The organism is Mesorhizobium sp. ArgA1, assembly GCF_053714375.1.
Map to the genome: position 1 here is coordinate 406,705 of NZ_JBSKBQ010000002.1, position 21,033 is coordinate 427,737.

Sequence of the window (21,033 nt, forward strand, 5' to 3'; positions counted from 1 at the left end):
ACATGATCGACAGACGCGAATTCATTCTGGCCATCGGGGCTACGGGACTGCTGACGGCTTGCCAGAGCGGCCCGCCGAAACCTTCCGTCATAACGGTCAACCTCGCCGGCGGCGCCGGCATGAACCCGGGACCGGGCGGCGGCGACAGGCCGGTGACCGTAATGATCCTGCGCCTGAAGAGCACCGGCGCCTTCAATTCGGCCGATTACTTCGCCCTGCAGGGCGGCGCGGGCTCCGCCCTTGGCGGAGATCTCATCGGCTCCGACACGATTTCGGTCGGGCCGGGCAAGACCGCGTCGAAGACGATCACGGTCGAACCTGAAGTGGCCGCACTCGGCTTCGTCGCGCTGATCCGGGAACCCGGCGGACGCAACTGGCGCACGACCAAGTCGGTGTCACCTGGATCGAAGTTCACCGTTAATGTGACGCTCGGCAGCGGCGGCATTTCCGCCTAGCGGCGAAAGGTCCGCCAAGCCGCGCCAGGGTGATGAGCAGGAAGCAGAGAGTGCCGGCATGAGCGATGCAAACAGGGTGCTGTGGTCGGAGGGGCTTTTCCTTCGTACCCAGCATTTCCAGCAACAGGACCGCTTCTTCGAGGCGACGGTGCGCGGCGCCTTGCAGGCCGGGCATCTGCATACGTTCGGCTTTCGGACGCTGACGCTCGACCAGGCTCAGCTCGATGCCGGCCAGATCTCGGTGCTTTCGGCGCGCGGCATCTTTCCCGACGGGACGCCGTTTTCGATCCCCGAGACGATGGATGCACCGCGGCCGCTGGCGGTGACGCCGGAGATGGGCGCAGGACCGGTGCTGATCGCGCTGCCGCTCGAACCGCCCGGCGGCGTCGGTTTCGACCCGGCGCACGCCGAACCATCGGGCGCGCGCTATCGTGGCCGGATCGTGTCGGTGCGCGATGCCGTGCATGGTGGCTCCGACCCCGAGGAAATCGAGATCGCAAGGCCGCAGGCGCTGTTGCTGGCGCCGGGCACGGCCGTCGGCGGCTACACCGCGCTACCGGTGGGCGAACTCAAGGGCGTGCGCGCCGATGGCGGTGTGGCGCTCGACGACAACTTCCTGCCCCCGACCTTAGTCATCGGCGCGGCCTCCTGGTATAGCCGCTTGCTGCAGGAAGTCGTCACCGGCCTCGACCAGATCGCCGAGGCGCATGGCAAGATGGTGCTGGGCGGTCCGGGACGCAGCGTCGAGGATCTCCTGATCCTCAACCTGGTCAACGCCGCCCGACCGCGGCTGGCCCACATGCTGGCGCAGGACGTTTTCCATCCAGCCGAGGTCTATATGGAGCTTGCCGGTCTTGCCGGCTCGATGGCGACCTACGGCTCAAGTGCAAGGCGGCTGGGCGAACTGCCGGTCTACGACCACATGGCGCCGGGCCCGGCCTATTCTGCGCTGGCCGACGCTCTGCGCTCGCTGATCCTCAGCCTGCGCTATATCGAGCCGAAGTCCCGCGCCCTGCCCGTTATGCGCCATGCCACCAATGTGTGGAAGATCCGCATCGACAATCCAAAACTTCTGGTGGCGAGCCGGATCGTGGTGCGGATCGGCTCCGAACTGTCGGAGGATGCCTTGCGCAAGATTTTCGTCAACCAGGCGACCGTCGGCTCGGCCAGCGAATTCGAAGGGCTGTGGAAGTCGCGCCTGCCCGGCATTCCGCTGAAGCCACTGCATTCGCAGCCGCGCGAAATTCCCTATGACGGCGACCGGCTTTGCCTCGAACTCGACCAGAAAAGCGAGCACTGGGCCTCGCTTCTCGAAGCGCCCGGTTTTGTGATCGGCGTTTCGGGCGTGCTGCCCAGCGAACCGCAGGTCGACTGTTACTCGGTCAACAGGTGAGATGATGAGCAGGGACGATCCATTCGGACTGTCCGAGGATCGGGAGCGCACGCGCATCCGCCTGAGCGGCGCGCCGACGCCGCGCGCCATGCCGCTGCCGGCGTCGGGTGTGACCGCGAAGCGCTCCGCGCGCGCGCACCCGAACGTGCTCGTCAATGCGTTCTCGCCGCTGCTCGAATTTGCGCCCGAACTGGAAAACGCTCAGCCGCCGGAGAACCCGGAAGCGCTGCGCACAAGGCTTCTCGACGAACTCGTGCGCTGCCGCGACGCCACCATGGCGCAAGGCTCGTCGCTGGAGCGCGCCGACCAGGCCGCCTGGCTGGTTGCTGCCCTGCTCGACGATCTGGCGCTGAACACGCCGTGGGGCGGCGCCAGCGCATGGCCGCGCCAGCCTTTAGTGGTGATGTTGCGCGGCGACGTCGATGCCGGTGCGCAGTTCTTCGCCCGCCTCGAGGATCTCGAGCGCCATCCCAACCGCGACCGCGAAATGCTGGAGCTGCAGTATCACTGCATGGCGCTCGGCTTCCGCGGAAAATACCGCGTGCCCGGCCGCTCCGGCGACCGTTCGCTCAATGCCGTTCGCGTGGCGGCGGCGCGCTTCCTGCGTGACAGCGATGCCGAAGGGGCGCCGCTGTCGCCGAACTGGAAGGGCGTGATCGCGTCCGACGAACCGCAGCGCTTCATCGTGCCGATCTGGGTGATGGCGGTGGCCGCCGCGGTCATCGCGACCGCCATCCATATTGGCCTGTCGATGGGGCTGAGCAGCCAGGCGGTCGAGCTTTCGACGCTGGTGCGCGCGCTGCCGCCGCCGACGCGGGCTGATGTCACGCGCGCGGCCCCCAAGGCCGACGCGCCGCCGCCCCTGCCGGTTGCCGTCGACTACGCGCTGCTGCCGGAATTCCAGAAGGCAGCGCCGGCGGAAACGAGCAGGGCGCTGAGCGGCACGGAGAGCGTCTCGCTGGCCAAGCTCGTTATCCAGGCTTCCAGTCCCGAGCTCTTCCAATCGTCGCGTCCAACCCTCACCCAGGGCTACGAGCCTTTGATCGCGTCCATCGCCAAGGTGATCCTGGACAACAAGGACCTGATCGGGAAGATCACCGTCGTCGGCCATACCGACAATGTGCGCCTGCAACGATCCAACCCGCTTGCCAGCAATCAGCGCCTGTCGGAAGCGCGCGCCGAAACCATAGCCGAGCTTCTGGTGCAGGCCGGCGTGCCGAAGGAGAGCATATCTTCCGAGGGCCGCGCCGAGAGCGATCCGGTGGCCGACAATTCCACGCGGGAAGGCCGTGCGCTCAACCGCCGCGTCGAAGTGCTGGTCGAGAAGAGGCTGTGACATGTTCATCCTGCGCTTCCTCTGGGCGGTCCTGACTTCGCGTTTCCTGTGGACGCTGATCGGTCTGGCGCTGCTGTCGCTGATCATCTGGGTGTTCGGCCCGATCGTGCGTGTCGGCGACTATGTGCCGATGGCGTCGGAGACGGTGCGCATCGTCATCATCGCGCTTCTGGTGATCTTCTGGCTGATCTGGCTGATCGTTGCGCAGCGCCGGGCGATCCGCGCCAACCGCATGTTCGTTGCCGAGATTGCAGCACCCGTCGAGGAGAAGCGGCTCAGCCCGGGCGAAGAGAATGTTGCCGCTGTCGGCGCCAAATTCCAGGACGTCATGGTCGAGCTGAAGCGCCGCAAACTCGGCGGCCGCAAATTCCTGCGCGAGATGCCGTGGTATGTGATCGTCGGCCCGCCGGCGACCGGCAAGACGACGGCCTTGCGCCAGTCCGGCCTCAACTTTCCGATCGACCTCACCGACGATCTGCAAGGCATCGGCGGCACGCGCAACTGCGACTGGTTCTTCTCCGAAAACGCGGTGATGATCGACACCGCCGGCCGCTACGTCCAGCAGGAGAGCCAGCCCGATGTCGATGCCGCCGAATGGCTGGGCTTCCTCGACCTGTTGAAGAAGCATCGCGGCCGCCGTGCGCTCAATGGCGTCATCGTCGCGCTTGGAATCGATGCGCTTTCCGAAGGCGACGAAGCCGTCAAGGCGCATGGCCGCAAGATCCGCAGGCGACTGGCCGAGCTCGAGGAGCGGCTGGAAATCCGCCTGCCGGTCTATCTCATGCTGACCAAGGCCGATCTCATCAGAGGCTTCGAGGCCTTCTTCGGCGGCCTGTCGACACAGGCGCGCGAACAGGTGTGGGGGACGACCTTCCCGCTCGACGCGCGCGTCGACGCCAGGACGATCGCGGGCGAAATCTCGACGCTTTCGAGGGAGCTGGAGAAGCGGCTGGTGCCGCGGCTGGAAGATGAGGACAAGCTCACTGAGCGGGCCGAGATCTTCCGCTTCCCGGCGCAGTTGCAAAGCCTTTCCGAGCCGATCCAGGTGCTGGTAGAGGCGATGTTCGGCGAGAGCCGCTACGAGGAAGCCGCCTGGCTGCGCGGCCTCTATCTGACGTCGGCGACCCAGGAAGGCGCGCCGATCGACCGGTTGACCGCAGCGCTCGCTTCGTCCTTCGGCCTGCCAGCGCGGCGCTCGATGCCGGCGCAGCGCTTTGAGAAGCGCAGCTTCTTCCTCAAGAACCTTCTGACCGAGGTGATCTTCAAGGAGGCCGGGCTCGGCACGTTCGATCCGCTGGCACAGCGCCGCCGCAGCTGGGTCTGGCGCGGCGCCGCAGCCGCCTGCGCGGCGGCCGCCATCCTGGCCGGCTCGCTGTTCACCTGGTCCTACTATGACAACCGCAATGCGATTGCCGCCCAGGCCGGCCAGTTCGAGGCACTGCAGGCGCCGCTGACCTCGGCCGCAGCGACGCCCACCTCGGTGCAGCAGCCGGCGATGGATGTTGCCCTCAACGCCATGGATGAGGTCGCCAATGCCAGGACCGCGCCTCCCGACAAGGCGCAAGATCTGCTCGGGCCATCGGCCTCCGCCGAGATGATGCGGGCGCAGACCGACACCTACGATCACGCTTTGCGCAATGTGCTGGAGCCGCGCATGGTGGCGCTGCTTGAAGCAACCATGTGGCGGCAGATCCGCGATCCGGACTTCATGCTGGGCGCGCTGAAGACCTATCGCATGATGACCGGCCTGTCGCAGATGGATTCGGATTTCGTCCAGAATTGGTGGGTGAACGACCTGCCCGAATTCGCACCGGCCGCGCCCTTCCCGACCGCCGATGCCGAAGAGCATCAGCTGGCCGCGATCCGCCGCATGGCGGTCGACGACAGCTACATCGCGCCCGACCAGGCGCTGGTCACCGAAGCGCTGAAAACGGTCTGCACCATCTCGCTGCCGGCGCGCGCCTACAAGCAGCTGCTGGCCGATCCGGCGGTGGCCGGATTGAAGGAATGGATCCCCGCCAATTTCGCCGGCCCGAACGGCGCCAAGGTGTTCTCGCGACGCTCCGACAAGACGCTGCGCGTCGGCATATCGGGCGCCTTCACCTATGACGGTTTCCATGATGCGATCCTCGACCGGGTCGAGGACGTCGCCGCCCAGGCGGCACTCGACCGCGCGGTGTTTGCCGGCGGCTGCTCGGAGAATTCCGAGACCTCGGTGTCGGCGCTGTCGGAGGACATCCTCAAACTCTACTACGACGACTATATCGCGCAGTGGGACAGCTTCCTGCGCGACATGCGGCTGGCGCCGCTCAGCGACCTCAACATTGCCAGCGAGAACCTGAAGGATCTTTCCAGCGCCGATTCCGCTTTGAAGCGGCTGCTGACGGCGGTGGTCCAGGAGGTCGACCTCACCCGCTCGGACGAGGCGCCGGCGACAGACGACAAGGCGGCGGCGAAAGGCGGTTCGAAACTGCTGGGCAAGCTCGGCAAGCTGGGCAAGATCGTCAAGACCGGCGCAAAGCTGCTGCCGCGCGCCGGCTCGGCCAGCGAAGTCGACCTGACCGGCACGCTGGTGGCCGAACATTTCAAGCCGCTCAAGAGCACGATTGCCGAGGTCGATGGCCAGCCGCCGGCGCTCGATGCCGCTGTGGTGGCGCTGACGGCGCTGTCCAATGTGCTGCAGACGGTCACCGCCAACCCCGACCCGCAGGACGCGATCAAGAAACAGGGGGGCCTGGCAGAGCTGACCGGCGCCGTCGCGCGCCAGGCGCAGATCCTGCCCGACCCGGTCAACACCTGGCTGAGCGGCATTGCCGGCGACACCAGCGGGCTGACGCAGAAGGCCGTGGCCTCCGAGCTCAACGCCATCTGGCGTGCCGACATCCTGCCCTTCTGCCAGGCTGCGCTCAACGACCGCTATCCGTTCAGCCCCGACAGCGCGGTCGATGTGAATGTCAAGGATTTCGCCCGCCTGTTCGGGCCGGCCGGAATGATCGACGCGTTCATAAACGATCACCTGATCGGCTATGTCGACACCTCGGCGCAGCCGTGGAAATGGCGCGCCGATTTCGGCCTTGACCCGTCAGCACTTGCCGCCTTCGAGCAGGCGCGGCGCATTCGCGACGATCTCTTCCCGGGTGGTCAAGGTCCGGTGATGGCGTTCACACTCGAGCCGACGGACCTGTCGCCCAACGTCACTCGCGTCACGCTCAATCTCGACGGCCAGAACCTGGTCTATTTCAACAATGCGACGCGGCCGCAGCCGATGACGTGGCCCGGCAAGGACGGCACCGGCGTCATCTCGCTCGCCTTCCAGCCGATCGACGGCTCGCCCGAAATCATGCTCAACGAGACCGGCAGCTGGGCGTGGCTGAGAATGCTGCGCGGCGGCCGCTTCACCGGCACGTCGCTGTCCGACGTCTACAGCCTACGACTGGGGACGAAAGGCGTGTACGCCGACTTCAAGCTCAAGGCGGCGAGCGTCGAAAATCCCTACAACCTCCAGATGTTCAAGAAATTCTCATGTCCGCCGCAGATCTGATCCTGCCCGGCTTCTACGGCAAAATGCCCGCCACCGGCGATTTCGTGACGCGGCGGTTGACGGGCGAGTTCGTGCGCCTGTGGGACCGCTGGCTGGCGCAGCATCTGGTGCCGATGTTCGACCAGGACACCTGGCCGCCCGCCACGGCGCTGCGGTTCCTCGCCGGCCCGAATTCCTTCGGCGCATCATCAGCTGGCATCATCCTGCAAAGCGCCGACAAGGTCGGCCGGAAATTCCCCTTGAGCGTCGTTGCGCAAATGCCTGAAGCGCCTGCCATGCTGACGCATGCCGAAGCCTGGTTTGCCGGGATCGAGGAGGCCGCCACCGCCGGCCAGCACGGCGAACTGACACCCGACGAACTGGACGCAGCTTTGGCGGCACTGCCGATGCCGTCGGTCGAGCCGGGCGAGGAGCTGATCGCCGACATGGTGATCTGGACCCGTCATTCCGACATTTTCGACATCGATCCGCAATCGCCGCAAGCGACGCTGGAGACAATCCTCGCCGGCAGTTGGGAGACGAGTTGATGCAGATCTGGAACCAGATGGGTTATCCGCACGAATTCACAATGGGAATGGACAAGGCCGGCCATGAATGGATCGTCGTGGTGGTCAAGGGTACGTTCGACTTTCCTACGACGTCTGGCGGACCGGTGCGCAAATCCGCTGAGCAGGCGCCGCTTGTCTTTGCCGACACCCAGACGGGCGAGCCTGGATATTCGGCCACGCTATGGGAGACCGATTTCGCCTTCCGCAAGCCGCGTTGTGATGTGATCGCCAACGGCTGTGCTTACGCACCGAACGGCAGACCGACCGAGCGTGTGTCGGTCGGCATCAAGGTGGGCAACTGGTCGAAACTCTTCGAGGTAGTGGGCACACGTGAATGGCGCGCCATCGGCCCGGTCTTTACCACCACGTCGCCGCAACCTTTCCTGAAACTGCCTATCTCCTACGACGTCGCCTGGGGTGGTGTCGACAGGCTGGATCCGGAGGACAAGCTCCCCGGCAGCTATAAGTACAACCCGGTCGGCACCGGTTGGTCGCGGGCTAAAAACCAACGCCTCATTCCCGGCTTGCGGCTGCCGAACACGCAAGCTGTTGGCGAAGAGATCCGCTCGCCGTTTGGCGACTACAAGCCGATGAGTTTCGGGCCAATGGGCCGGGGCTGGCCCGGCCGTATCGAATATGCCGGCACCTATGACGACAACTGGACCGCCAACATCTTTCCATTTCTGCCAGCGGACTTCGACGAACGCTATTTCCAGATGGCACCGCCCGACCAGCAGATCGATCTGCCGCGAGGCAACGAAGAGGTGCAGTTGGTCAATCTGACACCTGAGGGCCGGATGAGCTTCAGGTTGCCTGACACAGCGCTGCCGATGACGCTGTTCAAGGGTGGCGAGAAATCATTCGAGGGCAAGATTCAAGCCGACACAATTCTTTTCGATCCGGAGAACCGGCGCTTCTCGCTGGTTTGGCGGATGTCGCAGCGTATTCACAAAACCATCCTCGACTTCAACGAATGCTGGGTTGGGCCACCCACGCAATCCATGCTGCGGGCGCGCGCAACGGGACGCGCCTATATCCGCGCCAATGGGACGGCGCCAGAAGAGGAGGTCGAAGACGCATGAGCACTGCGATCGACATTGCTTCGATCGGCATGGTGACCGCCGTCGGCCTTGACGCGCCGTCTGCATGCGCTGCAATGAGGGCGCGGCTTGACGGCTTCCAGGAAACACGTTTCGTCGGACCGGCCGGAGGGTGGTTGATCGGCGCCCCTGTCCCGCTGCCTCGCAACTGGATCGGCGAGAAGCGCATCGCCCACCTTGCCGCCGGCGCTATCTGCGAGGCCTTCGAGGCCATTCCGCAGGCGCGCGGCCAGACCGCATTGATCCTGTGCCTTGCCGAGGAGGATCGGCCCGGACGGCCGGTGCGAGATAACTCTGCCTTGCTCCGCCGCATTGCCGAGATCGTCGAAATCGAGCCTCATGCACGCTCCCGCATCGTCGCGCATGGCCGTCCATCAGGACATGTCGCGCTCGATCAGGCACGCAAGATGATCACGTCCGGCGAAGCACCCTACGTCATTATCGCCGGCGTCGACAGCTACCTGACAGCGCCTGCGATCGCACATTATCTGAACAAGAGCCGTTTGCTCGCGTCTGACAACCCAAACGGCTTCATTCCCGGCGAAGCCGCCGCTGCCGTGCTATGCACGCGGCCGGAGCGGGGTGGGTTTCGGCTTTTCGGTCTTGGCCTGTCGCATGAGCCGGCATCGATCTACAACGCACGAGACCTGCCGTTGCGCGGGGACGGCATGACTGCCGCCTATCGCACGGCCTTCGGTGAAACCGGCATCGAGATGAACCGACTCGGGTATCGCATTTCCGATCTCATCGGTGAGCAATACTGGTTCAAGCAAAGCGCGCTGGCCAGCCTGCGCCTGTTGCGAGGTCGTCACGACTTTCAGGACATCTGGTCGCCTGGAGAATCGCTCGGCAATGTTGGCGCGGCCGCTGGTCCGCTGATGATCGGCATGGCGTGGACAGCGGCACGAAAGGGCTATGCTGCCGGCAACCCGGTACTCATCGAGGCTTCCAATGATGCCGGTGCCTGCGGAGCGGCCGTGCTTGCAGTGAGGGCCGCGTGATGACGGTCTATGCGAACGGTCTTGAGGTTGCCTGCAAGGCGCAGTCCAACAAGGTGATCGCCGCCTTTCCAGATGTTTGCTTCACACCACCGGAGAATCCTGCGACGCCGCCCGGTGTGCCTATTCCCTACCCCTCCTTCGGCCTCGATTCCGACACCGACAATGGCACCGGCACGGTCAAGATCGGTGGCGAGAATATTACCCAGAAAAACAAGTCGTACTACACCAAGACCACCGGCACGGAGGCCGGCTGCGCCGCAAAGAAGGGCGTGATCACATCGAAGAACACAGGCAAGGAATATGCGGTCGCCTGGTCGAGCGACGTGAAGGCAGACGGCGAACCGGTCAGCCGCATGACCGACATCTCGACCAACAATCATGCCTCACCGACCGGCAACGCGCCGCCTTGGCCAAAGGTCGGCAAATTGACCGTCGGAGGGGTGGATTGCGCCACCATTCTGGCGAATGTCGGCATGAAGGTTCATGCCTACAAACATGCGGACAAGGAATGTACCTCAAGCCAGCAGTCTGATCACATCCTTCAAAATGCGTGCTTCCAGAACTCGCGCGGCGGCCAAGCAATCGGCACCGTGCCAGACTACAAGATAGGTGACGCACCCTGTGTGTGTCTTGACGACAAGACCACCCGCGGTACGGAACACGGCGAGAAAACCGCTGCCCAGGGCGAATGGTCAAAGAACCAGCGAGCGACGGGCAAGAACCCTACCTACAAGGAAGTTCGCGAGGGCAATCTGAATGCCATGAAGAAGGCCAAGGCGCCTCACATGGATGACGGGCCCGATGGCAAAGAACATCCCGCCGTCACTTGTTTGCGCATGATATGCGACGCCTTCTACAAGGGCATGATGGATGGCGACGATGAAAAGGCCAAGGACAGCACCCAGTGCCGCGCACCGGCAACCGGAGCATTCAAGCAGCAGGCCACGGTTACTAGCGGTCCAGTTTGACGAAGGATAAGGACTATGGGCGAATATTCGGTAAGCTGCGATGGCGTCGCGCTCGACAACGACGGTGTGATCTACAGCATCGCGGTTTATAGTGATGGAGAAGGGTTCAACTCATATGTTTACCGGGCCTCCGATGTTGCCGATCGCGCGGCTCCCAATGTCCAAACAGAGTTGCTTGACGTCCAGGTTTGGCTAACCTCGATCTGGCGTTCGGAAACGGGTTCGCTGTACGTCACCGATGCCGACGGCAACGTACGAAGATACGACGGCGCAGGATGGACGGTGTCGCCGGTTTCCGCGCATGCACTGACATGCATTTGGGGCCTGTCGGATACCGACGTCTATGCGGCGGGCGACGAAGGTGTCGTCTACCGCTGGGATGGAGCCGCGTGGTCCAACTTCAGCCCGCCCTTGGGAAGTGTCATCTTCTCGATTCGCGGAGCGTCGGCGCGCAATCTGTACGCTTGCGGAGCGAACGCTCTGCTTTGGCACTATGATGGGACGTGGACGCAGATCGGATTGCCGACCAACCAGCGACTCCTTGGCCTTCTGGTACTCACCGCCAACGACGTTCTGGTCTGCGGACCGGGTGGAGTGCTTTTCCGCGGAGCCGATACAAATTGGAACGACGTGTCTCAACCTGGCCACGATTTCCATTCGTTGGCCAACTATCGCGAGATCATATATCTGTCTGGAGGGGGTGAAGGCGTATTTCGCTTCGACGGCACCGCCGTCACAAACATCAAGAACACCATCACATCCTACAGACTCGTCTCCAATTCCAGCTATCTGGCCAGTGCCGGAGATACGGTGGCGGCCCGCTTCGACGGTCAAGGCTGGTTTGGCGCCCGCTACAGCTGAATGCCAGTGGGTTCAAAACCGATGTTTTACGCGTCCGCAGGTTGAATCAAAGGTCATCGCCGCTCCGCCGCCTCCAGATAGGCTCTGACCTTGTCTATATCCAGATCCGCTATTCTTGGCGTTTCCGCTACAGAAAGCATCCGCATCACGAACAGCTCTCCCGCCTCCGGAAATTCCGCGTAGAGTTCTTCGGCAATCTTACGTCCGGCAACCCCCGCGACCCGCAGCCCATCGAGATGTGCCTCAAGCCGCTCTACCAAGCGGGCCAGGCGCTCCTCGTCCATATCAGGGTTTTCATCCGGGTGGAGCAAATTGTAATCATATACCGTCCACAGGAATGCCGCCATCTCGGCGTGTTGGCGGACGATTTCACGGAGAATGGGCGCGGGCATCAGTTCAGATTGACCGAGCCGCCGCGGATGCGGTTGGCAGCGCTGGCGTGGCTTGTCAGATAGGTGCCGCGGATCGTGATGCGGCCATCCTTTTCCATGACGATCGTGGCCTTGCCGCAGCGCAACTCGAGGCGTTGGTTCGCGACAATTCGCACCTGTTCACTGTCACGAACAATCTGCGGAGCATTTGACTTGCGTGCGGGATCAACAATCCGGCCGACAATAAGTGGCCGCCCCGGATCACCATCCTGAAAGAGAAGGGCCACTTCGGCGCCGATCATATCCGACGTGAGTTCAGCAAGGCTTCGGGCTGAAACAGCAGTTTCCTGCGGATTGCCTGGAAAGACCACGAGAGGCGAATCCTCTCCGAAGCCCAAAAAAATACCAATCACAACTCCTTCAATCCGCTTCTTTGTAGTTGTCATCGCAAGTCCTCAGTTCTGTTTTATCTCCGAACCCTTCATCGTGATATCACTGGAGGCTTTGACGTTGATCTTGCCCGAACCTTTGACGGTGATATCCTTGCCTTCGATCGAAATCGTACCATCCTTTTTCATCGCGATCGCCGCCGAGCCGCATTTGATGACGATGGAGTCGCCCGCTTCGATCACGAGATCCTTGCCGATCTTGATGGCGCCGTCTTCCCCCACTTGGACAAGGCTGCCCTTGGCGATCTTGAGCGCGCGCGAACCGCCGACCTCGGTCGCATCATCATTGGTGATCTTGGCGCTGCGCCCCTTGCCTATCTCCGAAGCCTGCCCCCCGCCGATCTTGAAACTCTGATCAGCGCCGATCTGGACACTCTGGCTGGCCGAAATCTTCCAAATGTCGGCAGCGCCGATGCTGTGAGACTGCGCCGCGCCTACCGTGACCGACCGCGTCGCGCCGATTGTATTTGCTTGCGGGCCACCCACGGTTCGGGTCTCCGACGCTCCGACACTGTCGACCCGCGCGGCGCCCACGCTGATCGTCTGCACCGCGCCAACCGTTTGTGTATGCGCAATACCGATCGTCTCCGTGGAGTTCGAGCCGATGCCGATCGTCTCGTTCGACCCGACCGTCAGTGACCGGTTCGTCCCCACCGTCTCGGTGTCGTTGTTGCCGATATTTGTGGTCTGGTCGACGCCGACCTTGACCGTCTTGTTGTTGCCGACGTCTTCGTCGAGGTTATGGCCGACGGAGTGCTTGGCGTCGTGGTCGATGCGGTCGGACTGGTCGTGCTGCACCGTCTTGTTGCGGTCGTGCTTGATCAGAAGGTGGTGGTCCTTCTGCGCCTGGAAATTGACCAGTTCGGAGCCGGCCTTGTCTTCGAACATCAGCTCGTTGTAGCCGCCACCGCCCTTCGACGAATTGGACTTCCAGCCCGACTGCGTGGCGTTGCCGGGAAGCCCGTAGGGCGGCATCTGCGAGGCGTTGTAGACCCGGCCGGTGATGATCGGCAGGTCCGGGTTGCCTTCGATGAAATCGACGATCACTTCCTGGCCGATGCGCGGGATCTGGATGAAGCCCCAGCCGCTGCCGGCCCAGGTCTGCGACACCCGCACGAAGCAGGAGCTCTTCTGGTCCTTCTTGCCGAGGCGATCCCAGTGGAACTGCACTTTCACGCGGGCATATTTGTCGGTGAAGATCTCCTCGCCGGAGGGGCCAACCACAGTCGCGGTCTGCGGCCCGCGCATGATCGGGCGGTGCGTAATCCTCGGCGGCCGATAGGGCACCGAGGTTGGCGCGAGGCCAAGCACCACCTTGAAATTCTCACCGTCGGTGTCGACGCCGGCGCGATAGCCCGGATCGAACAGCCGGTATTCGGCGCTGACCACCAGATATTCCTTGTTCTGGTCGTCGCGCGGAAAGCCGTCGAGCTTGAAGGTGCAGCCGGAAAACAGGCCGCGCACGGTGCCGACGGCGGCAATGCGCATGTGTGGCGCCTGGATTTCCTCGCGCCTGATCGCCGCCAGGCTGTCGCCGCGGCCGACTTCCAGATGGGCGCCGGGGTGGCGGTAGTTCTCGCCTGCGGCCTGCTTGTGGCCGAAGGGCTGCGCCGACTTCGCCATCAGGTCAGCGGCGGGCTTCTCGAAATCGTAGTCGGTGTGGGCATAGGCGCCGGGGCGCACCGCACTGCCTGGAATCCATTCGGTGATGTATTCGACGTCGCGGCGTGAGCCCTGTCCTTCGAACTGATAGAGCACCGTCTCGTAGCCCGGCGCCGGCTTCAGCTTGCTCATGGCGTCGGCCAGGATCAGTTTGTGCTCGCCCTCGGCGTGCTCGAAGAAGTACATTATGCCTTCGTGCTCGAGCAGCCGCTGCACGAAATCGAGATCGCTCTCATCGTACTGCACGCAATATTCGCGCGGCGGATAGGAGCCCTGCAGGCGCTTCTCGAACTTGGCGATGCCGCCATATTTGGAGAATATCTCCTCGACGATCTCGACGGCGGTCTTGTCCTGGAAGATGCGGCAGTCGGTGGTATTGCCGAGGAACCACAGCCACGGCCTGACGACCGCCTCGTAATAGGCCAGCCGATCCTCGATGCGGGTGAGACGAAACTCGGCGATAAGGCCGCTGAACCAGCGCTTGGGATCGGACTCGCCTTCGATCGAAACGACGCCGCCCAGCATCTTCAGCGGATCGATATCCGCATTGGTGCTGACAAACCCCACGGTGTAGGCAAGACAGCGGCTGATCTCGTCGCGGCCGACGAGATGCGTGAAGGTCAACAGCTCGGCGCCGACCGGCGTCTGCACAAGTGCGGCGCGTTGTTCACTCGGCATGGGTCGTGCCCCTCCTGGACGCTAGTGTGGCAGGTTCGAAGCCCTTCTTGTGTTAACGACCTCACGTTCAGGGACATTTGGCAACTTGCCACCCCAGGCCGTGTTGAGCCTACCACATGTTCTGTGGCAGACCAAAGAGGACGAGCGGCAGTCAGGTCCTGTTTGCGCCGCTGTCGCCAGTGTGAAACGCCGCTCTCCCGCAGTGCCCGCAAGCTGCTAGACTGTGGCGCATCGGATCAATGGGAACGTCAGCGGTCGACAGGCCATATCGCATGTTCATCAGTCTGCAGATCAGCAATGTCGATGTCTTGCCCGCAGGGCTGCCGTCCGGCTACGCATCGCGCGACCGCGGCTTCGAGATCGGGCGCGAGAACTGCGCCTGGACCTTGCCCGATCCGGACAAGTTCATCTCCGGCCGGCACTGCGAGATCCGCTACGAAGGCGGTGCTTTCTTTCTCTACGACGTCTCGCGCAACGGCACTTTCGTCAATGGGTCGAGCCAGCGGTTGACCGGCCCGCACCGGCTCGCGCAAGGTGACCGGCTCCGGATCGGTCGCTATACCGTGGCGGTATCGATCGATGACGGGAACGCCGCCTTCGGTGGCCATGGTTCGACGCAACGGCAGATGCCCGTAGTCGGATCCTTTCCGGACCATGTCACGGCACCGCGCTCGCCGACCGCGCCATCCGCATCGGGCTCCAGCCGGCCACAGCAGGCCGACGAGATCCTGCGCGCGATTGCCGCCGGCGCCGGCATTCCGCCGGAAGTGCTCCTGCTGCGCCAGCCGCATGAGGTGGCCGGCGAAATCGGCGCCGTATTGCGGATCGTCGTTGACGAACTGGTGCTGCTGTTGAAGGCGCGCGCCGCCGCGAAGGTCCTGGCCAAGACCAGCGATCGAACGATGATCAACGCCGCCGACAACAATCCACTGAAATTCGTGCCCGGGACGGACGAAATCCTCGACATCATGTTTGCCCGCCGCAGGGCCGGCTATCTCGACGCCAGACACAGCATCGAAGACGCCTTCCACGACCTCAAGACGCATGAATTCGCCACCTTCGCCGCCATGCAGGCGGCGCTGGCGCGGTTGCTCGACGATTTGTCACCCGAGGCGATCGCCAAGAAACTGCCGCCGTCCTCCTTTGCCTCGAAGAAGACGCGCGCCTGGGACGCGCTGGTCGCGACCTGGCGGGCCAAGGAGGAAGCGCACGAGAACGGCCTGCTCGACATATTCCTCACCTATTTCAGCGAAGCCTATGCCAAGGCCGCCAAACAGAAACCGCCAGGCAAGAGCTGACCTCGCCAGCCATGAGGCCGATGCGGGCACCGGCTGGCGACCAAAATTGCGCCGGGTTTCAATCGGAACCTTCTGAGACTACGATCACATACGACAATTGAGCACGCGGGTACGGTTGATCGACCTCGGGGGTCTGCGGCAGATGTCATGTCACGGCGAGATAGCGTCCTGTGGTCCACGTTCGCGCGGCCATGGCGCCGTGCGTCGCGTGACGCGCGCGTAGAGGCAGGGACCGGCGATGAGTTCGAAGGACGATCCTTTCGATCCGGCCGGCAAGACCGTCATCCGCCCTAGCCGCCCCAATCCCGGCCGCCCCAATCCCGACCGCCCCAATCCCGGCCGCCCCAATCCCGGCCGCAAGCAAAAGACGGTTCTCGCCCGCGATGCGCCGGCGCCCGACAGCACCGTGATTGCGCCTGCCGGCATCCCGGAGCCGACGGTTTTCGATCCCAACGCCGGCCGCCAGCCGCCAGCACAGGCCGACGTCACGGGGACCGTGATCTATCAAGGCGCGCCTTTCACTGAGGCATCTGCCGATCCGTCGTTTCCGGCCGCAGCGGTGGGGAAAACGCCGTGGGATGCGCTGCTCGGCGCCAGCGACGGCATCGACTATGGAACGGCCAACCCGATCGTCGCCGCCGCGGCGCCCCTGCTGATGCTGCTTGGGCACCTGCGGCTGGTGGCCGTTGAAAGACAGGCCCAGCCGCTGGCGGGGCATGTCGCCGACCTGATCGAGGATTTCGACCGCAAGATCGCCCGGACCGATACTTCGGAAGAGGATGCGCGCATCGCCAGCTATGTGCTTTGCGAAACCGCCGACGACATCATCGCCAACCTGCCCGGCTCCGGCCGGGAGATGTGGGCGCAGCACAGCATGCTGGAGCGCTTCTTCCAGGTCAAACCCACCGGCGCCGGCTTCTTCCAGGCGCTGAATACGGTGCTGGCGACGCCCGAGCCGCACCGCAACCTCCTCGAACTGATGCATGTCTGCATGTCGCTCGGCTTCGAAGGCCAGTATCGCGGCCAGGCGCGCGAGGGCCTGGAGCGTGTCCGCCGCGACGTCTACGAGACGCTGGCCTATTTCCGCGTCCCCGGTGACGACGACATCTCGCCGCGCTGGCGAGGCCTGGCGCTGACGTCGGCGCAAGGCTCCAGGCGAATTCCACTCTGGGCCATCGCCGCAGCGACGGCGGCGGTTTTGACAGCAGCCTTTTTCACGCTGCGGGTTCTCATCACCAATGACGGCGAGGCCGTTGCGAGAGAATTGCTGGCGCTCAATCCGGCGACGCCGGTCACCATCGAGCGTGCCGCCTTCGTGCCGCTGACCGAGGAGGTGAAAGTCGTCGCAGCACCAACGACGATTGCGCAGGTCGACCGCATCCGCGCCGCCCTGGGCAAGGAGATCGAAGCTGGCGGCGTCAGCGTCGGCACCAAGGGCGATTTCATCGTCGTGGAAATCAGCAATGCCTTGCTGTTCCAGTCCGGTCGAGCCGACGTCAAAGCCGAATTCGAACCGGTCGCCATCAGCATCGCGGCCGCTCTCAATGCCGAGCGCGGGCCGATCCGGATCGTCGGCCACACCGACAACGTCAAGCCGAAGAAGACCAGTGCCTTCAAGTCGAATTTCGACCTCTCCGTTGCCCGGGCGCAAGCGGTCGAAAAGATGATCGCGGCGCATTTCAGCGATCCGTCGCGGACAAAGGTCGAGGGCAAGGGCGAGGACGAGCCGATTGCCGACAATGCAACACCGGAGGGCCGCGCCAAAAACCGCCGTGTCGATGTGATGATCCCGCGGGAGGAGACGCTGTGACCGGCTGGCTGCTGCGCATCTTCAGCACGCTCGCGCTCGCCGGCTTTGCCGCCGCGGTCTGGTTCGCCGGCCCCTTGATCCGCTTCGACGGCGCCCGGCCTCTGGACCCCGTCTGGCTGCGCGCAGTGATCATCGTCGTTGTCGTTGGAACGGCGGTGGTCATCTATGCAGTCAGGTTCTGGCGAAAGCGCAAGGCGCAGAAGGCGCTGGAAGCCGCCATGGCCAGCGCAGAGGATGACGGCAGCGACGCAAAGCTGCTGGAAGCCCGCATGAGCGAAGCGGTTGCCACGCTCAGGCAGTCGAGCGGCAGGCGCAACTTCCTCTACGAAGTGCCCTGGTACATCGTCATCGGCCCGCCGGGTGCCGGCAAGACCACCGCGCTGGTCAATTCCGGGTTGAACTTTCCGCTTGCCGGGTCGGGCCAGGCGCAGCCGGTGGCAGGCGTTGGCGGCACGCGCAATTGCGACTGGTGGTTCACCGACGAGGCGGTGCTGATCGACACGGCCGGGCGCTACACCACGCAGGACTCGCATGCTGGAACCGACAGCAAAAGCTGGCTCGCCTTCCTGTCGCTGCTCAAGCGGCATCGGACGCGACAGCCAATCAATGGCGTCATCCTGGCGATCAGCCTTGCCGACCTGATGGCGGACGGCGGGCAGGCCGCCCATGTCGCCGAGATTCGCAGTCGCCTGCAGGAAATCCATGCGGTCCTGAAGGTCCGCTTTCCGGTCTATGTGCTTTTCACCAAAGCCGACCTGGTCTCGGGATTCATGGAGACTTTCGGTGGTTTCGATGAAGCACGCCGGCGCCAGGTCTGGGGCGCAACCTTCCAGACCGCCGAGCGCGGCCTGAACATGGTCGGCGAGGCCCCGGCCGAGTTCGACGCGCTGGTGAAGCGCCTGAGCGAGGAGATGAGCGAGCGGCTGCAGGCTGAGAGCGACCCCGTCGCCCGTATCGCCATTTTCGGCTTCGCCGCGCAGCTCGGCGCACTGAAGGGCCGGATCGTGAATTTCCTCGATGGCGTCTTCGAGCCGACGCGAAAGCAGCTGAACGCGCCTTTGCGCGGTCTCTATTTTTCCTCAGGCACGCAAGAAGGCACGCCGATCGACCAGCTGCTCGGCAGCATCGGCCGCAGTTTCGGCAAAAATGCCCAGGCGCATCTTTCCGGCACCGGCAAGAGCTTCTTCCTGCATGATCTGTTGAGCCGCGTCATTTTCGCGGAGTCCGGTTGGGTGTCCTATGACAAGGCAGCCGACAGGCGGGCTACGATCGTCCGCTATGCCGGCCTGGCGACGATCGTGGCCATAGCGATCGCCGGGCTTTGGGTCCTCGGCCTGAGCTTCGCGGCCAACAAGTCGCTGATTGCCGCCACCAGCCAGGCAGCCGGCCAATATCGCCAGACCGCCGCCCTGCTGCTCGCAAGCACGACGGTCTCCGATGCGGACCTCGAAACCGTCATCGGCGCGCTCGATGCGCTGCGCAGCCTGCCGGCCGGCTATGACGCGAAAGACCAGCCGACGCCGGCCAAGGCGACGTTCGGCCTCAGCCAGCGTGAGCGTATCCTGTCCGCCTCGGAGACCGCCTACCGGCAGGGGCTGGAGCGGATGTTCCGCTCGCGCCTGCTGTTCCAGCTCGAACGCACGATCGAGGCCAGGATGGCCGATCCGATGGCGCTGTACGAGCCGTCGAAGATCTACCTGATGCTGGGCGGCAAGGCGCCAAAAGTGGATGACGAGCTGGTCGTCACCTGGCTGAAGCGGGACTGGGAACAGAACCGCTACCCCGGCGCGCACAATCGTGACGGGCGGGCGCAACTGGAGAAGCATCTGCGCGCCATGCTGGCGCTCGACGACGACCAGGATCCCTCGTTCGAGCTCAACCGTTCGCTGGTCGAATCCGCCCAGCGCTCGCTCGGCCGCATGACGCTGGCCGACCGCGCCACCGCGCTCATCCAGTCGGCCACCTATGCGGCGGAACTCGGCGACTTTTCGGTGACCTCACAAGCCGGTGCGGAGGCGCCGGTGCTGTTCGAACGCAATGACGGAAACGATCTCGCCGGCCTTCGCGTCCCCGGTCTCTACACACATGCCGGCTTCGACTTCTATCTGGCGCAGCTCGCCAAGGTGGCGCAGGCGCTGGTCGATGACCAGTGGGTGATCGGCAGTGGCGGCGAGCAAGGCGGTTTCGACCAGGAATTGCTCAAGCTCGGCCCCGAGCTTCTCGATCGCTATGGCAAGGGTTTTGCCGGGGCGTGGAACGAGGTGCTCGACAGGTTGAAGTTCAAGGCAATGGCCGCCGACAAGCCGCAATATCTGGCGCTGTCCGCAGCCGGTTCGCCGACCTCGCCGCTGATGCAGCTGTTCGAGGCGATCGCGCGCGAAACAGCTTTGACGCAAGAGCGCAATCCGGCCGCGCCTTCCCAGGACAGCGACCAGGAAGCCGCCGCGCGGGCCAAGGGCCTCGCCCGCATCGGCATCGAGCTCGCGGCGCGAAAGTCGCAGAGCCGGGCCGGGACCGCATTTGTGAGCACGCAGAGCCAGGATCCCGGCGCCAATATCGAAGCCCAGTTCCGGTCTTTTCAGGCTTTGGTGACCGGTGCGCCCGGCCGCCGGCCGCTCGATGCCCTGACCCAGAATTTCCGCGAAATCTATCAAAGCGTGCGGCTGGCCGCCGATGTCCCCGCGCAGACGGACCAGGCCAACGCCAATCTGCAGCTGCAGATCTCGACGCTGCGCGCCAATGCCTCGCGGCTGCCGAAGGCACTGGCCAGGATGGTGAGTGCGGCGGCGGATGATTTCGAGGGCACCGTCGCCGAAACATCGACCACGCATCTCAACGAAATGCTGGAAGAGACAGTCGGACGTCCGTGCGAAGAGGTGATTGCCGGACGCTTTCCATTCGCCCCTGCCGGCACTGACGATGTCGCCATGGCGGATTTTGCCAGATTGTTTTCTCCGGGCGGTGTTCTGGACCGGTTCTTCGCGCAGAACCTGGCGTCGCTGGTCGACATGAGCGGCCAGGACTGGGACTGGAAACAGGATACCAAGTTCGGCCGCAATCTGGCGAAATCGACGCTCAGGAACTTCCAGCTTGCGGCGCAAATCCGCGCCGCCTTCTTTCCGCTTGGTGGTCCAACGCCGTCGATCAACATCACCTTCACGCCGCTGTCGTTGCATGGCGATGCCGACATGGCGCTGCTCAACATCGATGGCCAGGTGCTGCAGGCAACCCAGGCCGGCAACACGCCGGGCCTGATCCCGTGGCCGGGCAAGACCGGCTCGGCCAGTCTCAGCCTGACGCCGGAGCTGCCGGGGCGCGAGTCCGCAATCAAATTCGACGGCCCCTGGGCGTTGAAACGATTGCTGGACAAGGGACAGGTCACCGCCAATGGCGACAGTCTCGAAGCGCGTTTCGTCATCGGCGGGCGCGATGTCGCCTATACGATCAAGACCGGGGAGGACGGCAACCCATTCACGCTGCCGGCACTTTCCGCCTTCAGCTGTCCCAAGGCTTTCTGAGGGGGATTGCATGGCAGGATCGGCGATTGCGGGGCGCAGAGACA

General features: G+C 63.9%; 15 protein-coding genes. 12 read left to right on the top strand and 3 right to left on the bottom strand.

Translation table 11 applies throughout. The features are described from left to right. The first annotated feature begins 2 nt into the window (after positions 1 to 2). From tssJ to ACWGTI_RS09280, 9 genes are read left to right on the top strand one after another with little or no spacing between them, the layout of a single operon-like run. The gene (tssJ, locus tag ACWGTI_RS09240; RefSeq protein WP_454586814.1) at positions 3 to 455 is read left to right on the top strand and encodes a type VI secretion system lipoprotein TssJ; all 453 of its coding nucleotides are present in this window, start codon (positions 3 to 5) and stop codon (positions 453 to 455) included. 58 nt (positions 456 to 513) lie between these two features. Continuing rightward, the gene (gene tssK / locus ACWGTI_RS09245; RefSeq protein WP_454586815.1) at positions 514 to 1,848 is read left to right on the top strand and encodes a type VI secretion system baseplate subunit TssK; all 1,335 of its coding nucleotides are present in this window, start codon (positions 514 to 516) and stop codon (positions 1,846 to 1,848) included. Between the two features lie 4 nt (positions 1,849 to 1,852). Next, positions 1,853 to 3,184 carry a type VI secretion system protein TssL, long form gene (tssL, locus tag ACWGTI_RS09250; protein ID WP_454586816.1) on the top strand — a complete coding sequence of 444 codons (1,332 nt, stop codon included), beginning with the start codon at positions 1,853 to 1,855 and terminating at the stop codon, positions 3,182 to 3,184. A 1-nt stretch (position 3,185) separates the two neighbouring features. Continuing rightward, a complete protein-coding gene (gene tssM, locus ACWGTI_RS09255) occupies positions 3,186 to 6,725 on the top strand; it encodes a type VI secretion system membrane subunit TssM (RefSeq protein ID WP_454586817.1) in 3,540 nt (1,179 codons plus the stop codon). Further along, positions 6,707 to 7,252 carry a type VI secretion system-associated protein TagF gene (gene tagF / locus ACWGTI_RS09260; protein ID WP_454586818.1) on the top strand — a complete coding sequence of 182 codons (546 nt, stop codon included), beginning with the start codon at positions 6,707 to 6,709 and terminating at the stop codon, positions 7,250 to 7,252. Before tssM (ACWGTI_RS09255) ends, tagF begins: the two co-directional genes overlap by 19 nt. After that, positions 7,252 to 8,355: a DUF2169 family type VI secretion system accessory protein gene (locus tag ACWGTI_RS09265; RefSeq protein ID WP_454586819.1), complete on the top strand. Its 1,104-nt coding sequence runs from the start codon at positions 7,252 to 7,254 to the stop codon at positions 8,353 to 8,355. Before tagF ends, ACWGTI_RS09265 begins: the two co-directional genes overlap by 1 nt. Continuing rightward, positions 8,352 to 9,374 carry a beta-ketoacyl synthase N-terminal-like domain-containing protein gene (locus ACWGTI_RS09270; RefSeq protein ID WP_454586820.1) on the top strand — a complete coding sequence of 341 codons (1,023 nt, stop codon included), beginning with the start codon at positions 8,352 to 8,354 and terminating at the stop codon, positions 9,372 to 9,374. The genes ACWGTI_RS09265 and ACWGTI_RS09270 overlap by 4 nt, the downstream gene beginning before the upstream one ends. Further along, positions 9,374 to 10,342: a DUF4150 domain-containing protein gene (locus ACWGTI_RS09275; protein ID WP_454586917.1), complete on the top strand. Its 969-nt coding sequence runs from the start codon at positions 9,374 to 9,376 to the stop codon at positions 10,340 to 10,342. The genes ACWGTI_RS09270 and ACWGTI_RS09275 overlap by 1 nt, the downstream gene beginning before the upstream one ends. A gap of 15 nt (positions 10,343 to 10,357) precedes the next feature. Continuing rightward, positions 10,358 to 11,203: a WD40/YVTN/BNR-like repeat-containing protein gene (locus tag ACWGTI_RS09280; RefSeq protein ID WP_454586821.1), complete on the top strand. Its 846-nt coding sequence runs from the start codon at positions 10,358 to 10,360 to the stop codon at positions 11,201 to 11,203. Between the two features lie 53 nt (positions 11,204 to 11,256). Here ACWGTI_RS09280 and ACWGTI_RS09285 read toward each other — a convergent pair whose 3' ends face one another. The 3 genes from ACWGTI_RS09285 to ACWGTI_RS09295 are packed head-to-tail and all read right to left on the bottom strand — an operon-like array spanning position 11,257 to position 14,363. Continuing rightward, positions 11,257 to 11,595: a hypothetical protein gene (locus ACWGTI_RS09285; protein WP_454586822.1), complete on the bottom strand. Its 339-nt coding sequence runs from the start codon at positions 11,593 to 11,595 to the stop codon at positions 11,257 to 11,259. After that, on the bottom strand, positions 11,595 to 12,020 hold the full coding sequence (locus ACWGTI_RS09290) for a DUF6484 domain-containing protein (RefSeq protein ID WP_454586823.1): 426 nt from the start codon (positions 12,018 to 12,020) through the stop codon (positions 11,595 to 11,597). Before ACWGTI_RS09290 ends, ACWGTI_RS09285 begins: the two co-directional genes overlap by 1 nt. A gap of 9 nt (positions 12,021 to 12,029) precedes the next feature. Then, positions 12,030 to 14,363: a type VI secretion system Vgr family protein gene (locus ACWGTI_RS09295; RefSeq protein ID WP_454586824.1), complete on the bottom strand. Its 2,334-nt coding sequence runs from the start codon at positions 14,361 to 14,363 to the stop codon at positions 12,030 to 12,032. 272 nt (positions 14,364 to 14,635) lie between these two features. Between ACWGTI_RS09295 and tagH the strand changes: the two genes are divergently transcribed. The 3 genes from tagH (at position 14,636) to tssM (ACWGTI_RS09310) (ending at position 20,989) form a co-directional block, all read left to right on the top strand. Then, positions 14,636 to 15,661, top strand: coding sequence for a type VI secretion system-associated FHA domain protein TagH (gene tagH, locus ACWGTI_RS09300; protein WP_454586825.1), 1,026 nt, complete (start codon positions 14,636 to 14,638; stop codon positions 15,659 to 15,661). A gap of 238 nt (positions 15,662 to 15,899) precedes the next feature. Then, the gene (gene tssL / locus ACWGTI_RS09305; RefSeq protein ID WP_454586826.1) at positions 15,900 to 17,471 is read left to right on the top strand and encodes a type VI secretion system protein TssL, long form; all 1,572 of its coding nucleotides are present in this window, start codon (positions 15,900 to 15,902) and stop codon (positions 17,469 to 17,471) included. Next, entirely contained in the window at positions 17,468 to 20,989 is a 3,522-nt protein-coding gene (gene tssM / locus ACWGTI_RS09310; protein ID WP_454586827.1) for a type VI secretion system membrane subunit TssM, read from the top strand. The genes tssL (ACWGTI_RS09305) and tssM (ACWGTI_RS09310) overlap by 4 nt, the downstream gene beginning before the upstream one ends. Positions 20,990 to 21,033: the final 44 nt, after the last annotated feature.

Excerpts from the sequence above, each read along its gene's own strand:
- tssJ (WP_454586814.1), top strand. The coding sequence starts at position 3 with ATGATCGACAGACGCGAATTCATTCTGGCCATCGGGGCTACGGGACTG.
- tssK (WP_454586815.1), top strand. The coding sequence starts at position 514 with ATGAGCGATGCAAACAGGGTGCTGTGGTCGGAGGGGCTTTTCCTTCGT.
- tssL (WP_454586816.1), top strand. The coding sequence starts at position 1,853 with ATGAGCAGGGACGATCCATTCGGACTGTCCGAGGATCGGGAGCGCACG.
- tssM (WP_454586817.1), top strand. The coding sequence starts at position 3,186 with ATGTTCATCCTGCGCTTCCTCTGGGCGGTCCTGACTTCGCGTTTCCTG.
- tagF (WP_454586818.1), top strand. The coding sequence starts at position 6,707 with ATGTCCGCCGCAGATCTGATCCTGCCCGGCTTCTACGGCAAAATGCCC.
- ACWGTI_RS09265 (WP_454586819.1), top strand. The coding sequence starts at position 7,252 with ATGCAGATCTGGAACCAGATGGGTTATCCGCACGAATTCACAATGGGA.
- ACWGTI_RS09270 (WP_454586820.1), top strand. The coding sequence starts at position 8,352 with ATGAGCACTGCGATCGACATTGCTTCGATCGGCATGGTGACCGCCGTC.
- ACWGTI_RS09275 (WP_454586917.1), top strand. The coding sequence starts at position 9,374 with ATGACGGTCTATGCGAACGGTCTTGAGGTTGCCTGCAAGGCGCAGTCC.
- ACWGTI_RS09280 (WP_454586821.1), top strand. The coding sequence starts at position 10,358 with ATGGGCGAATATTCGGTAAGCTGCGATGGCGTCGCGCTCGACAACGAC.
- ACWGTI_RS09285 (WP_454586822.1), bottom strand. The coding sequence starts at position 11,595 with ATGCCCGCGCCCATTCTCCGTGAAATCGTCCGCCAACACGCCGAGATG.
- ACWGTI_RS09290 (WP_454586823.1), bottom strand. The coding sequence starts at position 12,020 with ATGACAACTACAAAGAAGCGGATTGAAGGAGTTGTGATTGGTATTTTT.
- ACWGTI_RS09295 (WP_454586824.1), bottom strand. The coding sequence starts at position 14,363 with ATGCCGAGTGAACAACGCGCCGCACTTGTGCAGACGCCGGTCGGCGCC.
- tagH (WP_454586825.1), top strand. The coding sequence starts at position 14,636 with ATGTTCATCAGTCTGCAGATCAGCAATGTCGATGTCTTGCCCGCAGGG.
- tssL (WP_454586826.1), top strand. The coding sequence starts at position 15,900 with ATGAGTTCGAAGGACGATCCTTTCGATCCGGCCGGCAAGACCGTCATC.